Below are 16586 nucleotides of genomic sequence, written 5' to 3' on the forward strand. Positions count from 1 at the left end.
ACGTAAAGAACGCTAGCTTAATAGTGGCGTTCAAGCACGTACCAGCTGAACGCGCGCAGCCTGATCTTTACGTCTGAATCCGGGATTCGGGCATCCAGCTTACGCCAGGCTTCCTCAACCAGTTCTTCGGCCTGTTTCTTACACGCTTCAATGGCTCCGCAGGCTTCAAGCTGATCAATGACATGATCAATCACAGCCGGATCAGATGGCTTGGTCTGAATCGTGTCCCACAGGTCGCGACGCGCGGGCCAGCCCAACCGCCCCATGGCTTTGGCAACGGGCAGTGTAATCTTACCACACGTAATGTCTTCGCCCCGGCTCTTCAGGTTATTTTCAAACCCGCGCAGGTTGAGCACATCGTCAATAATTTGAAAAGCCAGCCCCATCGCTTCGAAGAAGTTGCCCAGAAGCTGAGCCTCCTCGGGCGTACCCTCGCCCATGATAACGCCCAGTTGCGCAAGTGAACTGACAGGAACGGCTGATTTCAGGCGGTGTACCGATAAGATGCGGTCTTCCAGCAAAGCGCCCCGGCCGTAGCCGACTACCTCGGGCATCATAGCGTCAAAGCCGTCGATGTCAATGGCCTGACCAGCATGAGCCGCCCGCAGCGTCTCGAAGTAGAGCGTATATAATTTTAATTTTTTACTATCCGAGAGTGTTGAGTCGACGAGCAGTTCGCCCAGGAAGTAACAGGCATTACCGGCGTTGATGGCCGTTGCTTCGCCATAGATCGCATGACAGGACGGGCCACCGCGCCGTATATCTGATTTATCCTGTACGTCGTCCACGATCAGTGAACCCGTGTGCAGGAGTTCAGGCCAGGCTAGCCAGTTCATGTATTTCTGCGAATCGCCACCGACCAGGTCCAGGCAGGCTAAAGCTGCGTATGAACGCCAGGATTTTCCACCCCGATCAATCATCTCCCGAATAGGCTTGATCAGAGCCCGGCTGTATTGACTTGGATCAAGACCTTGCAGATAGTGTCCATTCTCGTCACTCGCCACCAGTTTGCGTAATTGCGCATCGGATGGATTCAGCGGCAGCAACGCTTCGATCGACTTCCGCGTTTCTTTGGTGACGGCCTTAAAAAAGTCGGTTAGTTTTTCATTCAAGCCAAAGCCACTGCGCTCAAGGTACGCCAATCCATAGATGGGCTCCTGCGCAAACGTACCGGTAACCGACATACGGCCTTCCCAGAACGCCCGTTTGGCAATGATGGTATTGAACTCCTGTTTCGGAAAATCGGCTTCAATTACCAGACTTATATCAGCCGAGGGAATCGTTAATTGCCAGACTGTCGGATAACTGGTGAAGGTGCGCGAACTCGTCCAGTATTTGAGTGGTACTAAGGTGAAGTCGTCATGCTGACGGGAGTTACCTTGCGGGTCGATAAGCACAAGCCAGCGACCGCAGATCTCCTCGCCTGCGTTATTATCGAACAGTTCATACGCACTGATCTGATATCCGTTGACGAGCTGAACTGACGTCCAGTTCCAGGCGATTTTGTGCTCCAGGCGCGCTTCTGGTGTTTCCTCATTAGTTGATTTCCCAAATTCGTGATCATACCACCCGCTTGCCGTAGCGACGTCAATCGTTTGTCCTTCTAAGGTGAGGGTACCTTCTACCCGGCATTGCGGCATGAAGTAATAAAACATGTCCTCACCCGACGTTCCCATAACAACCCCCTCATCGCCCTGCCGAACAGGTGGGGTTTTCGCATAAAAATATAGGTCGGCCCCTACCGATCCATCAACATTTACTAGGGTCAGGCGGTAACTGCCGTCTTCTTGCTTCACCAGCGTATTCCCGTCGTAGTCGAGCGACAAAGACTCCAGACTGACGAAGGCATCTTTGGAAAGCATCCGGTCCGGAAGTGCTACGTTTCCTTTAACAAGCACTTCGCGAAGTGCCCGTTGCAGCAGCGGATCAGTTTTGTCTTCTCCTTTATCAATTGTGTCGAGTCCTATTTTAGGAGCTCTTGGATCGACCAGCGAGTCTGTATAATACTGTTGCGACTTCACATCGCTTATCGCCCAGGTAAGCGTATGTCCATACTGAATTTGCCCGGTAGCTTCATCGCGCCCAATGGCCATCCGGAAGAACGATGCAAACAATGAACACGGCCGGTCATCTGCCAGCGTCAGGTGACTGTTCAGATACCACCACTCAAGTGTCGACGAACTATGAGGCAAATCATGAATAGCCAGGTCGATTGGTCCCGCCACAGGCCAGTCAGCTGGAAAAGAATGAGTCGGCGGCTGAGCATTCGTTGAGTCGATTATTAAAACGGATTCAGAAGACAGGGTTGTCATAAACGAGAAGGATGGAGTGATGTTATAGTTGAAACAGAAGGAAAAAAGCAAGAGTACAAAATTATCTGCTGTAAATCAGCCAATTACTTTCCTTGATGAAGTAGAATAAGCAAATTATCATTATTTCAGCTACCGTCCCATTTTTTTGTGTAAACGGTAACATGAAGTCTACTTTACTATAATCAACAAGCAGCCATCCAAAAGCGAGTCTGAACTGCTACGGTGCGGTCATGAGGGAATGTGGCTCGACGATCCTTCCACCCTTTTTACTGAGCTAACCTTACTCAGCGCACGCTTTTTTTAAAAGAGCAACCATGCCAAGTTAAGCAATTTTCATTGAAAGTGAGCAATATAGGCAATGGATACCAGCGAAATTCTGATGAAAGTTAAGCGAGCCACGGTGGTGTTGAACGAAAAAATCAGCGTTTTGCGCTGATTTTGGGTATGATCGGAGATCGACTAATTTGTTTGCTGAAGTTCCTTTAACTCCCACATCATCGTCCACTGCTCAGAGTCGAGCCATTGCCGAATGGTCATATCAATCATGTTATTCTCAATGGCAAAGTCCAGCGCTTCCATCACCCGGTGGTGCTTCTGTTCGGAGTAGCCCACCCGGATGTAATAATCTTTTAGCAATTGCTGCTTATCAGTATTCAACAGGGAATAATTTTCACCCGTTTTCGCGTCACGTAATAAGATTGGATAGGCATTCCAGAATTCCAGCGCGGCCTTCTCGCGGTCGGTATCAAACAGGTCTTTCCCGACTTCGTCCGTCAGCACAAAAAAGTCCATGTAATAATACCCTTCTTTGTTGAGATCCATAATCAGGCCCCGATCGACGAGGTTGCCGATCTCCTCCACCGAAAACCCCGGCCCTTCCTGCCCGAATTTATACATGGCAGCGTACTGACGGGTATGGGTGAGAAACAGAAATATGTATTGATTAGGTGTGATATTATACCTCAATAGTGTATCGAGGTTGATTTTGATGGTGTTCATTCTAGCCAGGCTAAGCGGGTTACTTCAACAAGGTACGGTTCCGATACGTAAGCAGCTTCTTTTATAACAAATGGTTACTTACACTTCGTTTGCACGCAAGTTACCATAAAATCTAAATTCTACAACACAATCTGCTGCCCAGATCGTCAAAAACAATATGCATTAAAATAGTAGCAATTGTGCATTTCTTAACCGCCCTCACTCTACCTAATAATGGGTTTCGTTAACGCAGCGACAGGTTGCAAACAGGTTGAACTGTTAACTAATCGGTCTGAAACCTTCGGCAGTAGTACAGGTTAACCATCATGCCAGAAGACGGCGGCTTCCTATCCGTTGGCTGCCCTACCATGTCTAGAATATATACCTTGCTATTTGTATGCTTAGTACGCGCATTTCGATTATAATCGTTACGCACAATCGGGTCGATACGTTGCTTGATACGTTACAGCACCTGCAGGCACTGCCTGAACAACCTTCCCTGATCGTCGTCGACAATGGCTCAACTGACGGCACGGCCGAGCAGGTCAGGTTTCACTTTCCGGCCGTTACGGTAAAGCGGCTGCCGCCCGGATTAGGCTGTGTATCCCGTAATGAAGGAGTTAAACTCGCCAAAACACCACTTGTCGCCTTCTGCGATGATGATTCGTACTGGGCTCCCGGCGCACTGACGCAGGCTATCCACTACTTCGATGCCTATCCGCACTTGGGAGTGCTGGCCGGGAAAGTGCTATTGGGTGACGAACAACGCCTGGAACCCGTTTGCGAAGCTATGCGCGACAGTCCGTTAACCGATTCGCGGCCGCTACCGGGACCGGCCATTCTCGGCTTTGTCTGCTGTGCGGTCGTTATTCGCCGTGACGCCTTTTGGTCAATTGGCGGTTTTCATGAAGATTTCGCTATTGCGGGCGAAGAACGACTTTTCTCAGCCGATATGCGGACGAAAGACTGGAGCCTGACGTATGCCGAAGATGTCGTGTGTTATCATTTCCCTTCGCCGGTACGTAGCACAGCCCGGCGCACTCATTTGTTAACCCGCGATACGTTGTGGTACTACTGGCTGCGTCGCCCATTGTATTACGCCCTGCGTCATACCCTGCACATTCATCAACGAAGCCGCCTTGACAAAAACGTGCGGGCGGGTTACCGGGAAGCCCTTCGCCAACTACATCGATTTCTGGCCAGGCGCCGGCCGGTTCCAGGTACGGTTGAAGAGCAGCTACTAAAAATTGAAACCTTTTATTAACGGCTGACTCATAAACAATGCTTCGATCCTGTCGATACGTATTATAAACACGTATCGACAGGATCGAAGCACAATAAATTGATGTGTATACTAAGCACAAGTTGTTCTATTACCGGAAAGCCACCTGAAACGTCCCTTCCGTCAGCGTTAGTTTTTTCTTGCCGGTTCCTTCAAAGGCGGTGAAGCTAAACGTGCCCGACACTTCGGTAGCGGTTTTCTTCTTAATAGTTACTGTACCGGTTCCGCCTTCCACGACGGTCGAGTACGATTCTTTTGCATAATTAAGCATGCCAATGTTGACATTGTTCAGGGTGTAGGTTCCCTCAGCGGCTGTGTTGGGCAGCGCAATTACCACCACATCGTCGGTCTTGCTGTCCAGGCCGTAGATACCATAGTACCCATCTTTACCGGGCATAGATGTCAAGGCGTACTGAAAATCAGGAGCGTAGCTTTTACCATCTATTTTTACCTGGAACCCGTTCTGATTTTGCTGCTGGCCCGATGGATTGGGCGTAACATCGTCATTCTTTTTGCTACAGGACGATAACGTAAACAGACCAAGGATAGAGAACAGAACGAGTAGGCGTACATTTTTCATGGTTGACATTGATTGGTTTGAATGTGAATACAGAGTAAATTTCAGATGATCAGCACGCCACATTGTCAGAAATCGGTGTCTTTACAAAGGCAGTGTTATTGACGTGTGTGCCGTTTGACGATTCAAAGCAAATACATTTGGGAAGCGCCTATGACTGAGACTATATGGCTGGCAGGAATTGGTTTAAAAGCGGTGGAGATCACCGCAAAACCGGTCCAAATGGCTTAACAAGCCCGTTAACCGACTGCATTTCCCAGTACGTATTGAGTAGTCGTTACGTTATTTTGACCGGATACGAGCTTAGGTCCGCCGTTTTTTTGGCCGTTCTCACCACCTATCAAGAAGGTCAATACGCCTTGGCTTTTAAGGTCATTTTTACGCCATTTATCAAAGGCGGGCCTAAATCAGGACGGGTATGAAACGAGGAGCGTATATGGACCGAACGGAGCCACGGAAACTAATCAAAAAGAAAGTACGAAACTTATTCGAACGCGGGTTCGACTGGATTGCCTTGGTTGCCATTGCGTTGCTGATCTTGAGCGTACTGGTGATCCTTAATCTTTAACGTGAATCGACAATCATCTAGCAATCCAGAATTTTCGTGAATCTCTAAAAACTTATATTCTATTTATTTTCAATGAACCCATCACAGTTCGATGTGCCTATTGTTGTGTTCAGTGTTAGTGTGTTTGTAGCCGGTGTGTTCCTAAACAGCTGCGGTAGCGGGACTCGGCATGGGTACCAGATCGAAGACGGGCAGGTCATACTATATACGGGCTTTCCAGCCCAACGGACGGTACTTCTTGAAGCTGACGCCCGCACCTTCCAGGCCATTAGGGCAGAATACGGCACCGACAAAACGCATGTCTATTACCGAAATCAGGCTATTGCTGGCGCGGACCCGACCACTTTCACCTATCTGGCGGGCAGCTACGCGAAAGACCACAAACGAGGCTATTATCAGAACCAACCCATCAGCGACGAAGGTTCGGCCTTTGCCATTGTTCCCAATCCCGAAGAGACGCCTGCCCACGTAACGGCTACGGGCATTGCTTACGCCCGCGACAATCAGCGGGTATATAAGGGCACCCGCGTCCTTGGCGGAGCTGACCCCGCCACGTTTACGTTCGTACCCATGTTTAATGGGACGTATCTGACACGGGATGCCAGGCACGTGTACGCCAATGACGAGCCACTAGCCGGTGTAAACAGCCTGACCTTTGTTCGGATGTCGGCTATGCACTTCACCGACGGACAGAACGTCTGGGGCTTAGCTCTTGGCCAGAATACGCACTGGCAGATTATTCCGGAAGCTGACGTCAGGACGTTCAAGGGTGCAGGCACGTATTATGCCCGCGATAAACGCAGGGTGTATTTCGGCAGCAAAAGCATTTCCAGCACCGATCCTGCTACGTTTCAGGAAACAGGCTACTTACTAGCCAAAGACAAAAACAGAACGTACCAGTCGGATCAGGTGGTGACTCCTTAACCCATCTTCGGCTGAGTTGGCACTCTTCGCTCGGCAACTTATACAGCAATGATACCTATGGCGTTTCGGAGTTTACTCGTATCAGCCACCGTAACCGGCTTTTTGGCGTATGCGTTTACCGTTGGCATTACGGAGCCAAGCTCGTTTCTGCACAAACTTCCAGAATGGTCGGCTTCCGTTATCATAATCGGATGCGCATTCCTCTATGTGCTGGCCGTCTGGTGGGCCATCAAAGGCTTCGCCGAGCGCAAACTGGTCGCGCTGGTATCGCTCCTTTTCTGTCTAATTGGCCTGGGAGTATATGCACTTGGTATTTCGCTCGAACTTGGCAAAGGCAGGGCCGCGCCTGGCCAGTACAGTTACGATTTCCAATCGCTCGATCTTGGCGAAAAAAATGAGCTTACTCAACTTCTGGCGGGAACGGGTCTTCAATTGGCTGATGCTGTCTTTACCGAACACTGGCACGTAGCAGACTCGACATCTTGCTTTCGCATCTGCGTGCAAAAGGGACACATCACCGCACTCAACCTGTCGGGGCATACACTTACGAATCTACAACCGATTAGCCAACTCCCCTACCTGAGCGACCTATTTCTCCAAAACTGTGGATTATCCGACATGAGCAGCCTTCGCTCAGAACGCCTGGATCGGCTAGATTTGTCCAACAATCAAATCACCGACGTAACAACCCTGCGGGGCTGTCCAAACCTGCGGTGGCTGTTCATTCAGAATAACCCTTTGCAAAAAAGCCAGGGGGGAAGCCGCCCGGATCAGTCCATCAGATAATCCAGACATTATCCCGGCGGATGAAATACAACTCATTGCGCCAGAGAACGCGTAGGTAGATATCTTTAGTACCCAGAATGTTGACTTTGTTTCCACGGCCAATCACCTCCACCACGGGCGCAGCCGCTGACGGGTCAGTTCGTAATAGTACCCGATCGTGACTGGTTATTCCCGACTGTACGCCTTCGGGCAAATTCACGAAAATCAACAGCAGAAATAGGTACAGCAGCGTGGTCCACTTCTGCCGCGCGGAGATCGGTTGTCTGCGAACGAGCTTGAGAATCAACACGCTAAAGACGTAACCCGCCGGAACTAGCAGAAAGAGCAGAAAGTAGATACCGTACTTACGGTAGAACAGGTAAAAATAGTTTAGGTCATCCGTTTCGTATCCGCTGAGGTTATTGGCCCTGGCGATGTCGTTCATTTTACGAAGCACGGCATCGTCAGGATGACGATCAAAATACACTTCCAGGTAGTACAACAGTTTTGGCGTGTCGCCCAGCTTTTCGTAGGCGCTCGCCAGCTTCAGCAGCATTGGGTCGGTTGCCGTATGTCCATTCGCCAGGGCTGTTTCGTACAGACGTACCGCATTTGCCTGATCGCCAGTCGAAAACAACGAATCGGCCAAACGTAACGAATCCGCTGAGGTTGACTGCGCCTGAGCGATAGCCGCCCAAAAACAAAAAAATAGGCTTATTTTAAGACGTAGGGCTTGCAATGAACTAAAAAAGGCCATAGTTTTGCACCACAATAAACGAAACGGCTATCATTTATCGCCAATCGTTTGAATGATTTGGTAGCTCAGCTGGTAGAGCAATACACTTTTAATGTATGGGTCCTGGGTTCGAATCCCAGCCGAATCACGAAAAAAGCCGCTATCTAGCGGCTTTTTTGTGTTTGTGGCGTTTAGAACGGTAGATCGTTGCTTTCGTCTTCGAACGTCGTGTTGAACGGCATACCAGCAGGCTGGCCTTGCTGAGCTGGACGAGTCGACTGCGCGGATGCCGGGCGAGAGGGAGCGCCTGCAGTTGGACCACCATCGCCCTCGGCCAGTTCGATCCGGAACGCGCGAAGCTCGGTATACCAGCGATCGTTATATTCACGAGACTCGGCACTGAAGGTCGCTTTCAGCGTATCGCCATCCGCAAACTGCTTTAAATCATTCGCTTTCTCTCCCCAGGCCGTCATGCACACCTTTTTCGGGTACTGACTATCGAGCGTTTCGATTACAAACTCCTGCTTATTCCAGGGACCATTTTTGCCTTGGCCAGTTACCTCGGGCAATACTTTTATAAGTTTTCCGACTAATTCAAGTGCCATGTTAATTGGGCTTTTATCAATAATTTAGAAGGATAAAATTACGAAATTTTGCCCACTTTTAGCCTATACAAGCCTGAAAAAGCCGAAAGATTCCGCTTCCTGTTTTGGATAAAATGACCAAACGGCTATATTTGCACCCGCATTCAACACAATGCAATTGTGACCGGCCACGTGGTGAAACTGGTAGACACGCCATCTTGAGGGGGTGGTGCTTCACGGCATGGGAGTTCGAGTCTCCCCGTGGTCACAAACACAGAAACCGTTAAGCACTTACCCTAAAAGCGTAAGTGCTTTTTTAGTTTCAAAAGCACCGCTATGCATAAGCAATCAACTTTAGGACGTTTTCTGATTTTTCAGCTTGGGTTACTGCTGATCAGCATGACCGCTATGGGTCAGGCGCAGTCAAACTCCGACTTTCGCCAGATACGTTGGGGTTACACGCCTAAGCAAGTTCGGGAAGCTGAATTACCGCTTAAGCCGAACCGGGTCAAAAAAGAAAAAGTAGTGTATAGCGGTGTCGAGCTGGCGTCGCGCCGGGTCGGTCTTGACTACGACTTTACCGGCGATTCGCTGCTGTCGGCGACTTATTTCTATTACAGCACGGTATCTGTAACAGAAGCGGATGTGCGGGCAGCCGCCAGCGAGTTCGAAACCTTGCTGACCGAGAAATACGGCCCCGGCAAAACGGCCTCAGTTGGCGGCATTAAACAGCTAATCTGGCTGACGCCTAGAACCCAGATTAGTCTTTCACTGGGCAATGTCGACAAGGGCTGGTCGCTGGAAGTGATGTATTTATGCCGCGTCTGTTCGGGTGAAGTGGGCTCAAAACAGGCTGACAAACAGCCCTGGAAAGCTCGCAAGGAGATTGTAGATTTCTAAAAACTCCCATTACACACAACGTATCAACTAGCCTCTTTGTCGGTAAACCAGTCCAGAGAGCGTTCGAATACCAGTATGGTTCTGTAGTTAACGAAGTCAATTATTAAGAAACAGTTAACAAGACCCGTACGGCCTTATCGACCCTTGCTGAATTCATTATTCTGTTGTATGTTTGTTATCAGCTAACGTATATAGACTACTGTTACTTTTTCAGCAGTATATGTATACCCCATTCAGGCAGCTAAGTAGTTGATTATGGCCGCCTTTCGAGTTCAGTACATGCTGTATTCGTAATGCCGTAATCAGTCGGTATGGCTATTTAACGCTTTTTTCACTTAGACTGCTAAGCCGCCCGATGATGACCAACCGACGCTCTCATATCCCATCTCTAAGCTCCGTACCGCCGATCTGGGTGGTTGACGATGATGAAGACGATCGGCTGTTTATCCGTTCGGCCTTTAAAAGCATCACCCCACCCATCGACGTACTGGTGCTTACCGACGGCGAAGAACTCCTGTCGGCGCTGGCTGCACACGACGAGTTGCCTCAACTGGTCTTGTTGGATATTAACATGCCCTATCAGAATGGCTTTGATACGCTCCGGCAACTGCGTACCAGTCAGAAATACGCCGATCTGCCAGTTATTATGCTCACAACATCATCGAGTGAGGATGACCGCCAACGTTCCCTGGCTCTTGGTGCCGACCAATTTGTGACGAAGCCCGCCAGCTACACGCAATTAATTGCGCTAACCCAGCAGTTGGCGCAGCAACTTGTCTGACCCCATTACCAGTCCTCTTATTTGTCTGTAATGCCTGCTGTGTATAACAAACGTCTGGGTCTGTTTAGAAACCCCAACGTTCAGCAAGAACTGAAGCGACTTGATCCTGTCCGCGACAACCAGCGCATCGTTCACTTACTGACGGCCTACGAATTTCCTTTCGATATTACCCGAGCGCTTGAACTGGCCTTGTTTCATACCTATGCCAGTCCCCGCGTGTCTGGATTGCTCGCCCAGACGGGTGAATTTGAGCGGCACGGTCAAAAGCGGTACGACGATACGAGCCGCTTGATCGCAGCGTTTATGGAAGCTGGTTACGATAGTGATATAGGGCAGCGGGCCATCACCCACATGAACTATATTCACGGTCATTATCGAATCGCGAACGAAGATTACTTGTTCGTGCTGTCTACGTTTATTTTTTATCCAATCACGTGGGTGAACCGCTATGGGTGGCGCACCCTTAGCTCCGCCGAAGAGCTGGCCTTGTTTTACTTCTTCTGCGAGGTAGGCAAGCGAATGCACCTGGTCGATATTCCACCAACGCTGGCCGAATTGCGTGCGTTTACGGATGCGTACGAAGCGCGGCATTTTCGGTATACAGACAGTAACCGACGCATTGCCGACGCGACGGTACAGATTGTTAAGGGTTGGTTTCCCACTGTGCTGCACCCGTTCGTTCGCCCGGCAGTAGCGGGTATGATCGACGAAAAACTAGCACTGGCGTTTGGCTATAAACGACCGCCGGGCTGGTTTATCGCATTGCTCAACATAGCCTTGTGGATTCGAAAATGGCCGCTTCGCTGGCTAACGTTTAAGCCCTATCCATCGCTGGTGGCGAACACAACCTTTCGGCATTACCCCGATGGTGTACCAGCGATTGAAGCTGTGGGACCAGCACACCTACTAAAAAAAACCGCTGAACCGAAGTGAATTAGTACACACTTCAGGTCAGCGGTTTTTCCGTCCAACATTACGTCTATTAGTTCGCTAGCTCGCGTTTGTTCGGCTTCCGCTTATGCACGTTCAGGGCTACATCCCGGAGTTCGTACGTAATGCCCTGCGCTTTCGCGGTTTCTTTATAATCGAGCAACATGTTATAAATGTCGTGATCAATAAAAGGGGCCTTGCTGCCGTCAATCACAAGTTCATCCCCCCGCTCCAGGCTTCCCAGCACTTCTTTGAGCTGTGGTTTATTCAGGAAATACAGGTCTTTTTCGAACTCAACCGTGACTTTGCTACCATTCCGGTTGATCCGGAGTGACGATTGGAAATTGGTGTACAAGACGAAAAATATACCGACAACCGCCCCCAGGGCAATACCGATCAACAGATCCGTAAAGACGATACCAACTACAGTCACAATGAACGGCACGAACTGACTCCAGCCGTCTTTGTACGTTTTCTTAAAGATAGCTGGTTTCGCCAGTTTATACCCTACCATAATCAACACGGCCGCCAGACACGATAGCGGAATCAGATTAAGCAGCGGCCCACCCAGAAATACAGCGATCAGGAGAAATAACCCGTGCAGAATCGTTGACACGCGCGATCTGGCTCCACCATATACGTTGGCGGATGTCCGCACAACTACGGACGTAACGGGCAGCCCACCGATCAACCCCGACAACATGTTGCCGACGCCCTGAGCAATTAACTCCTGGTTCGTTGATGATACCCGCTTCTGCGAATCCAACCGGTCGGAGGCTTCCAGATTCAGCAGCGTTTCCAGACTGGCTACAATGGCAATCGTAACAGCTACGCCGTAAATGGTATAGTTGCTGAGGGCGGAAAAGTCCGGAAAATCAAAAATTGAGAAGACACTCTTGCCCGGATCAATTGTTGGAATCTGCACCATGTGCTGATGGGCTGTATCACCCAGGTACCAGGCTGGCATTGCCACCCGAAAGAATTCATTAAGCGCTACGCCAAAGATGACCACTACCAACGCTGCCGGAAAGTTTTTAAAGAAAGTCCGGCTGCTACGTCCTGCTGTACGCTCCCAGACGATCAGAAACAGTAATGAGATTCCGCTAATGAGCACCGCACCGGGGCTAGCTGTTTCAATGGCACGGTAAATTTCGGAAAGAGTGTTTTCGCCATCGGCCAGTTGCTGAAATTCAAACTCGCCTTCGTAATCTTTATCGCGGCCGAGGGCGTGCGGAATCTGCTTCAGAATAATTACGAGGCCAATCGCCACCAGCATCCCTTTAATCACACTATCGGGAAATAAAGAGCTGAACCGCCCGGCTTTAACAATTCCTAGCAGAAACTGAATAACACCTGCCAGGACCACAGCCACCAAAAATGCGTCGTACGAACCTACCTTTGTGATCGCATCAGCAACAATGACGGCTAACCCGGCCGCTGGCCCACTGACGCTGACTTCAGATCCCGACAGAAGCCCAACCACGATTCCTCCAATCATGCCCGCGACTAAACCCGAAAATAAAGGTGCTCCCGAAGCCAGCGCAATACCCAGACAGAGCGGAAGCGCAACCAGAAACACGGACAGACCAGCGGGTATGTCTTGGCGTAACCAGGCCGATTTATATTGTTTAAGTGTTGTAACAGGATTAACTCGTTGCATGAGTGGTTATTGGTTAGGTTGACTAGTAACGCCAGTCTTACTGACAACGTTTTAAAACATTAAAAAGACATTAAAATCAAATTTATAATCATTTTGATTAATCTGTCGCAAACTGAACGTCAATTTATTCGTGACCACGTCGCAGAAGACGTAAGGGCATTATTACTACAAGCGCCCACTACGGGGTTAGACATTAAAAAACTAGCCAGCCAGATTGCCGCCCGTCAGAAAGCCCGGCATAAGCTACCGACCTGGTACGCCAACGATGCGGTCGTGTTTCCACCGGCCCTGTCGGTAGAGCAGGCGTCTTCCGAACGTACCGCAGCCTACAAAGCGTCGCTGGTCAGCGGAGATCGTCTGCTCGATATTACGGGCGGAATGGGCGTCGACAGTTGGGCATTTGCCAGCCGGGTCAACCAGGTCATCTACGTCGAGCAGCAGCCAGCATTGGCGGAACTGGCCGCTTACAACTTGCCCGTGTTGGGCGTATCAACCGTTACGGTGCAGGCCGGCGATGGATTAGCCTTTGTGGATACTCTGACCGACGGTGTCGATTGGCTGTATCTGGACCCCCACCGGCGGGACGAACGAGGTGGCAAGGTCGTGCGCCTGGCCGATTGCGAACCTGATGTGTCGCGGGCCGACGTACTGGCCAGCTTATTAACAAAAGCGAACCAGCTTCTGCTGAAAACGTCACCCCTGATCGACATTGACGCTGCGCTGCGGCAGCTGACTCATGCATCAATCAGCAGTGTGGCAGCGGTACACATTGTAGCGGTACAGGGCGAGGTTAAAGAAGTTTTATTTGTACTTGATAAACAAACCCGACTACCCGACGATGTTTCGATAACGGCCGTAAACCTGAGCTTAATTGGGGATGATTCGTTTACGTTTCGGAGAAAAGAGGAACGCGCCAGCGACGTAACGTTCAGCGACCCTCTACGCTACGTATACGAGCCTAACGCAGCCGTTCTGAAAGCCGGAGCCTTTCGGTTGGTAGCGGCCCGCTACGGATTGCACAAACTGGCTCCGCATAGCCACCTGTACACAAGTGATCAGTTACAACCCGATTTTCCGGGCCGCACGTTCGCCGTTCAGGACGTAATTAAGCCCGATCGTAAGGCGTTGCAGGCGCTGGTTCCGGGCCGTAAAGCCAACCTGACGGTGCGAAACTTCCCGCAGTCCGTGGCCGAATTACGGAAACAACTAGCCTTGCAGGAAGGCGGGAATCTGTATATACTTGCCACTACGCTGCTGAACGGCGACAAACGCCTGCTGTTAACGCATAAAGCCCCGCCCAGCCAGCCTTAACATTTCCTGAAACGTTACGTTATGTATCCGCAGAAACTTTATACAACTATGACTTTTATTGCTCGCTTTTTCGTCTTGCTTTGTTTCGCTCTTCCAGTCGCTGCCCGCGCCCAGACCGTGTACGCTGGCGAAAGCACCGTCGATCGGACCAAGCTGTCGGGTTTATACCTGACGTTACAGGGCGATGGGAAGCAGATTGAAAAAGACTGGGAAGACCAGCTCAAGACGTTCGGGCGGGTAACGGCCTCGCGGGGTACGTACCGGGTTACCAATGCCGACCTGCGAGACATATCGCCGGAGCCAATCAACCTAACCAGCACCGTGAAGTCTTCGCGCACGTCGGCAACGATCTTCGCGGCCTTTGACCTGGGCAGCGGTAACTACGTGAAAGCCGGTGACTCGCATTATGCAGCCGCCGAACGCCTGTTAAAGGATTTCGCGACGAAAACGACATTTAATCAGGAAGTTAAAACGGCCGAGCTGAATTTCGATGAAGCGCAGCGGAATCACCAGAAGACGGTACGTAACGGCGAGCGACTTCAGCGTGAAATAGAAGCTAATGCGAAAGAAAAGGAGCGCCTGCTCAAGCGCATTGACGAAAACGCCAAAGAGCTGGAGCAGCTTCAGAAAGACCTGGAAATCAGCAAAACTGACCAGGAAACAGCGCTTACGGAATTGGAAAACCGCAAGAAAAATGTAGAGGCCGTTAAAGCCAAAAAGCAATAGCCAGGCTTACCTTGTCTCGTTTCCCAAGCTGGCTTACAGCCGGTCGACCTTTACGTGTATAGTTGAATTTACATCAATCAGTGCCTGGATTCCATCGGCCAGAACGGCGATTCGGCGGGGCGTAAACTGAAACGAGCGGATGTCAAGATCTGTTTTTTCACCCGCCCCGCTTTTTTCATAGGCCTGGCCGATGATCTGCGGCAATTTGTGAATTTCTTCGCCGAGCGGAAACGTCAGCAATTCGCCCAGAAAATGCTGCAAAGCACCCTGTATTAACTCGTTATCGCTACCTAACAACACATTTTTTGTATCAGCGTCGAATACCAGCTGGTCGACACGTAACGTGTTCGTTTTGGTTTCGAACGTAGGGCGTCCGCGCAAATAGATGACCCCATCGACCAGTCCGCTGACTTCGGCTTTCACAATAACGGCCCGCTGGCCACTGTAGACTTCCGCCTTTTTCAACGTAATGAGGTCTTTCGCCAGTTTGACGGGCTGTCGATTCAGCGTAAGGGCCAGCATCCGGTTGATATCATTGAACGGAATAAAGCTTGTTACGTGCAACTCGGAGGTTTGCGGCAGTTGAGCGCGCCGTTGCAGCAGCGGCAAGGGAGTTTTAGCAACCTCAGGCATCTTCGGCTTCAATTCCGTCCGGGTTTCGAAGGCCATCCGCAGCGGTATCGAAATCATTCGCTCGTCGCCATACACCGGACCAGCAGCAATGCTGATGGGCTTCGGCAACAGCCAGAGTCCATACTGCTTATTGAGCACAAGCGGCTTTTGGAGATCAGCCCAGATCGGCGCGACCATCTTGTCGAGCCGGAGGTTTTTATAAACGGCCGAATCGATTGCCGTTTCGATGGAGGGCTGTAGCTTTTTCAAGACCTTTTCGACAAGGCCAGTTAAGTATATATTTTTTCCAATGATACGTAGTTTAGGGCGACTTACCCACTGATAGTCCGACAATTTCACCTGTGTGTTTAATCGCCAGGTCGGCGTTACGGTCAGTGGACTTTGAAAGTTAACTTCCAGCGAACAGAATAGGCGGGGCGGTTTCCGTTTGCCCAGGTGAAACGGACTTTTCAGCCATAAGTCGATGGGCGCCGAGATGCTGACCTGCTGCGCCTTATAGTGTAGTTTTACCGGGCCAGAGCGAATAACGCTTAGCTCAGGCAGGGGCTTGAAATCACCCAGGTTCGACGAGTCGCCGAGCAGAACCGGGTCAAGTGCCTGGCTGATTTTGTTTTCAAGCGCTCGAAGCTCAAAGCTGATCGGTCCGGCTACATACGAAAGTTCGGGTGTAATCGGCGTATCAAAGCCTTCCGCTTTTGGCGGGTCAGGCTTTACCTTCTTGCAACCAATCAAAAGTAGTGTAGTGGAGTAGATCAGCAAAGGAATTAACCGTTGCGTTCTCATGTCTATCACTAACTAACAGCAGCCCGGAAAGTTAGCGAAGTGCTGTTCTTTACCCGGTCACGAACGCCGAAGCGGTTAGGTTGGCACAAACGCGCTGCACCGACTTAACCGCTTTCACTGGTGTATTCTGAAGAAC

General features: G+C 50.3%; 16 protein-coding genes and 2 tRNA genes. 11 read left to right on the forward strand and 7 right to left on the reverse strand.

Translation table 11 applies throughout. From position 1 onward, the window contains the following. Positions 1-17: 17 nt before the first annotated feature. Together ACYVIY_RS17705 and ACYVIY_RS17710 are read right to left on the reverse strand one after the other, a co-directional pair. Positions 18-2312, reverse strand: a complete 2295-nt coding sequence (locus ACYVIY_RS17705) for a polyprenyl synthetase family protein (RefSeq protein WP_460977716.1) — start codon at positions 2310-2312, stop codon at positions 18-20. A 459-nt stretch (positions 2313-2771) separates the two neighbouring features. Beyond that, positions 2772-3311: a hypothetical protein gene (locus ACYVIY_RS17710; protein WP_460977717.1), complete on the reverse strand. Its 540-nt coding sequence runs from the start codon at positions 3309-3311 to the stop codon at positions 2772-2774. A gap of 376 nt (positions 3312-3687) precedes the next feature. Here ACYVIY_RS17710 and ACYVIY_RS17715 point away from each other — a divergent pair, with 376 nt between their 5' ends. Next, entirely contained in the window at positions 3688-4554 is an 867-nt protein-coding gene (locus tag ACYVIY_RS17715; protein WP_460977718.1) for a glycosyltransferase family 2 protein, read from the forward strand. Between the two features lie 109 nt (positions 4555-4663). Here ACYVIY_RS17715 and ACYVIY_RS17720 read toward each other — a convergent pair whose 3' ends face one another. Then, the gene (locus ACYVIY_RS17720; RefSeq protein ID WP_460977719.1) at positions 4664-5152 is read right to left on the reverse strand and encodes a Riean_0653 family protein; all 489 of its coding nucleotides are present in this window, start codon (positions 5150-5152) and stop codon (positions 4664-4666) included. Between the two features lie 415 nt (positions 5153-5567). On the opposite strand from ACYVIY_RS17720, the gene ACYVIY_RS17725 reads away from it, so the two are divergent. The 3 genes from ACYVIY_RS17725 (at position 5568) to ACYVIY_RS17735 (ending at position 7427) form a co-directional block, all read left to right on the forward strand. Further along, positions 5568-5717, forward strand: a complete 150-nt coding sequence (locus tag ACYVIY_RS17725; protein ID WP_460977720.1) for a hypothetical protein — start codon at positions 5568-5570, stop codon at positions 5715-5717. A gap of 72 nt (positions 5718-5789) precedes the next feature. Then, the gene (locus tag ACYVIY_RS17730; RefSeq protein ID WP_460977721.1) at positions 5790-6641 is read left to right on the forward strand and encodes a DKNYY domain-containing protein; all 852 of its coding nucleotides are present in this window, start codon (positions 5790-5792) and stop codon (positions 6639-6641) included. A gap of 57 nt (positions 6642-6698) precedes the next feature. After that, positions 6699-7427, forward strand: coding sequence for a leucine-rich repeat domain-containing protein (locus tag ACYVIY_RS17735; RefSeq protein ID WP_460977722.1), 729 nt, complete (start codon positions 6699-6701; stop codon positions 7425-7427). Here ACYVIY_RS17735 and ACYVIY_RS17740 read toward each other — a convergent pair. Then, a complete protein-coding gene (locus ACYVIY_RS17740; RefSeq protein WP_460977723.1) occupies positions 7420-8163 on the reverse strand; it encodes a tetratricopeptide repeat protein in 744 nt (247 codons plus the stop codon). The genes ACYVIY_RS17735 and ACYVIY_RS17740 overlap by 8 nt on opposite strands. Positions 8164-8217: 54 nt before the next feature. Here ACYVIY_RS17740 and ACYVIY_RS17745 point away from each other — a divergent pair. Then, positions 8218-8290 (forward strand) — tRNA-Lys (locus ACYVIY_RS17745). A 43-nt stretch (positions 8291-8333) separates the two neighbouring features. Here ACYVIY_RS17745 and ACYVIY_RS17750 read toward each other — a convergent pair. Next, on the reverse strand, positions 8334-8747 hold the full coding sequence (locus ACYVIY_RS17750; RefSeq protein WP_460977724.1) for a DUF3127 domain-containing protein: 414 nt from the start codon (positions 8745-8747) through the stop codon (positions 8334-8336). Between the two features lie 165 nt (positions 8748-8912). On the opposite strand from ACYVIY_RS17750, the gene ACYVIY_RS17755 reads away from it, so the two are divergent. From ACYVIY_RS17755 to ACYVIY_RS17770, 4 genes are all read left to right on the forward strand, one after another. After that, a tRNA-Leu gene (locus ACYVIY_RS17755) sits at positions 8913-8994 on the forward strand. Between the two features lie 68 nt (positions 8995-9062). Continuing rightward, the gene (locus tag ACYVIY_RS17760; RefSeq protein WP_460977725.1) at positions 9063-9626 is read left to right on the forward strand and encodes a hypothetical protein; all 564 of its coding nucleotides are present in this window, start codon (positions 9063-9065) and stop codon (positions 9624-9626) included. A gap of 355 nt (positions 9627-9981) precedes the next feature. Beyond that, on the forward strand, positions 9982-10407 hold the full coding sequence (locus tag ACYVIY_RS17765; protein ID WP_460977726.1) for a response regulator: 426 nt from the start codon (positions 9982-9984) through the stop codon (positions 10405-10407). Positions 10408-10437: 30 nt separating this feature from the next. Further along, on the forward strand, positions 10438-11340 hold the full coding sequence (locus ACYVIY_RS17770) for an oxygenase MpaB family protein (RefSeq protein WP_460977727.1): 903 nt from the start codon (positions 10438-10440) through the stop codon (positions 11338-11340). A gap of 49 nt (positions 11341-11389) precedes the next feature. Here the strand turns inward: ACYVIY_RS17770 and ACYVIY_RS17775 are convergent, their stop codons facing one another. Then, positions 11390-12997 carry a SulP family inorganic anion transporter gene (locus ACYVIY_RS17775; protein WP_460977728.1) on the reverse strand — a complete coding sequence of 536 codons (1608 nt, stop codon included), beginning with the start codon at positions 12995-12997 and terminating at the stop codon, positions 11390-11392. 93 nt (positions 12998-13090) lie between these two features. Between ACYVIY_RS17775 and ACYVIY_RS17780 the strand changes: the two genes are divergently transcribed. Together ACYVIY_RS17780 and ACYVIY_RS17785 are read left to right on the forward strand one after the other, a co-directional pair. Then, positions 13091-14308, forward strand: a complete 1218-nt coding sequence (locus tag ACYVIY_RS17780) for a THUMP-like domain-containing protein (protein ID WP_460977729.1) — start codon at positions 13091-13093, stop codon at positions 14306-14308. 48 nt (positions 14309-14356) lie between these two features. Next, positions 14357-15034, forward strand: a complete 678-nt coding sequence (locus ACYVIY_RS17785) for a hypothetical protein (protein ID WP_460977730.1) — start codon at positions 14357-14359, stop codon at positions 15032-15034. Positions 15035-15067: 33 nt separating this feature from the next. Here ACYVIY_RS17785 and ACYVIY_RS17790 read toward each other — a convergent pair whose 3' ends face one another. Continuing rightward, the gene (locus ACYVIY_RS17790; RefSeq protein ID WP_460977731.1) at positions 15068-16450 is read right to left on the reverse strand and encodes a DUF4403 family protein; all 1383 of its coding nucleotides are present in this window, start codon (positions 16448-16450) and stop codon (positions 15068-15070) included. Positions 16451-16586 lie beyond the last annotated feature (136 nt).

The sequence above is a fragment of the Spirosoma knui genome, from assembly GCF_054780635.1.

What these genes read in the sequence shown, in the direction of transcription:
- ACYVIY_RS17765 (WP_460977726.1), top strand. Translation starts at nt 9,982, where the DNA reads ATGATGACCAACCGACGCTCTCATATCCCATCTCTAAGCTCCGTACCG.
- ACYVIY_RS17735 (WP_460977722.1), top strand. Translation starts at nt 6,699, where the DNA reads ATGGCGTTTCGGAGTTTACTCGTATCAGCCACCGTAACCGGCTTTTTG.
- ACYVIY_RS17770 (WP_460977727.1), top strand. Translation starts at nt 10,438, where the DNA reads ATGCCTGCTGTGTATAACAAACGTCTGGGTCTGTTTAGAAACCCCAAC.
- ACYVIY_RS17750 (WP_460977724.1), bottom strand. Translation starts at nt 8,747, where the DNA reads ATGGCACTTGAATTAGTCGGAAAACTTATAAAAGTATTGCCCGAGGTA.
- ACYVIY_RS17725 (WP_460977720.1), top strand. Translation starts at nt 5,568, where the DNA reads ATGAAACGAGGAGCGTATATGGACCGAACGGAGCCACGGAAACTAATC.
- ACYVIY_RS17710 (WP_460977717.1), bottom strand. Translation starts at nt 3,311, where the DNA reads ATGAACACCATCAAAATCAACCTCGATACACTATTGAGGTATAATATC.
- ACYVIY_RS17705 (WP_460977716.1), bottom strand. Translation starts at nt 2,312, where the DNA reads ATGACAACCCTGTCTTCTGAATCCGTTTTAATAATCGACTCAACGAAT.
- ACYVIY_RS17740 (WP_460977723.1), bottom strand. Translation starts at nt 8,163, where the DNA reads ATGGCCTTTTTTAGTTCATTGCAAGCCCTACGTCTTAAAATAAGCCTA.
- ACYVIY_RS17775 (WP_460977728.1), bottom strand. Translation starts at nt 12,997, where the DNA reads ATGCAACGAGTTAATCCTGTTACAACACTTAAACAATATAAATCGGCC.
- ACYVIY_RS17785 (WP_460977730.1), top strand. Translation starts at nt 14,357, where the DNA reads ATGACTTTTATTGCTCGCTTTTTCGTCTTGCTTTGTTTCGCTCTTCCA.
- ACYVIY_RS17720 (WP_460977719.1), bottom strand. Translation starts at nt 5,152, where the DNA reads ATGAAAAATGTACGCCTACTCGTTCTGTTCTCTATCCTTGGTCTGTTT.
- ACYVIY_RS17730 (WP_460977721.1), top strand. Translation starts at nt 5,790, where the DNA reads ATGAACCCATCACAGTTCGATGTGCCTATTGTTGTGTTCAGTGTTAGT.
- ACYVIY_RS17790 (WP_460977731.1), bottom strand. Translation starts at nt 16,450, where the DNA reads ATGAGAACGCAACGGTTAATTCCTTTGCTGATCTACTCCACTACACTA.
- ACYVIY_RS17760 (WP_460977725.1), top strand. Translation starts at nt 9,063, where the DNA reads ATGCATAAGCAATCAACTTTAGGACGTTTTCTGATTTTTCAGCTTGGG.
- ACYVIY_RS17715 (WP_460977718.1), top strand. Translation starts at nt 3,688, where the DNA reads ATGCTTAGTACGCGCATTTCGATTATAATCGTTACGCACAATCGGGTC.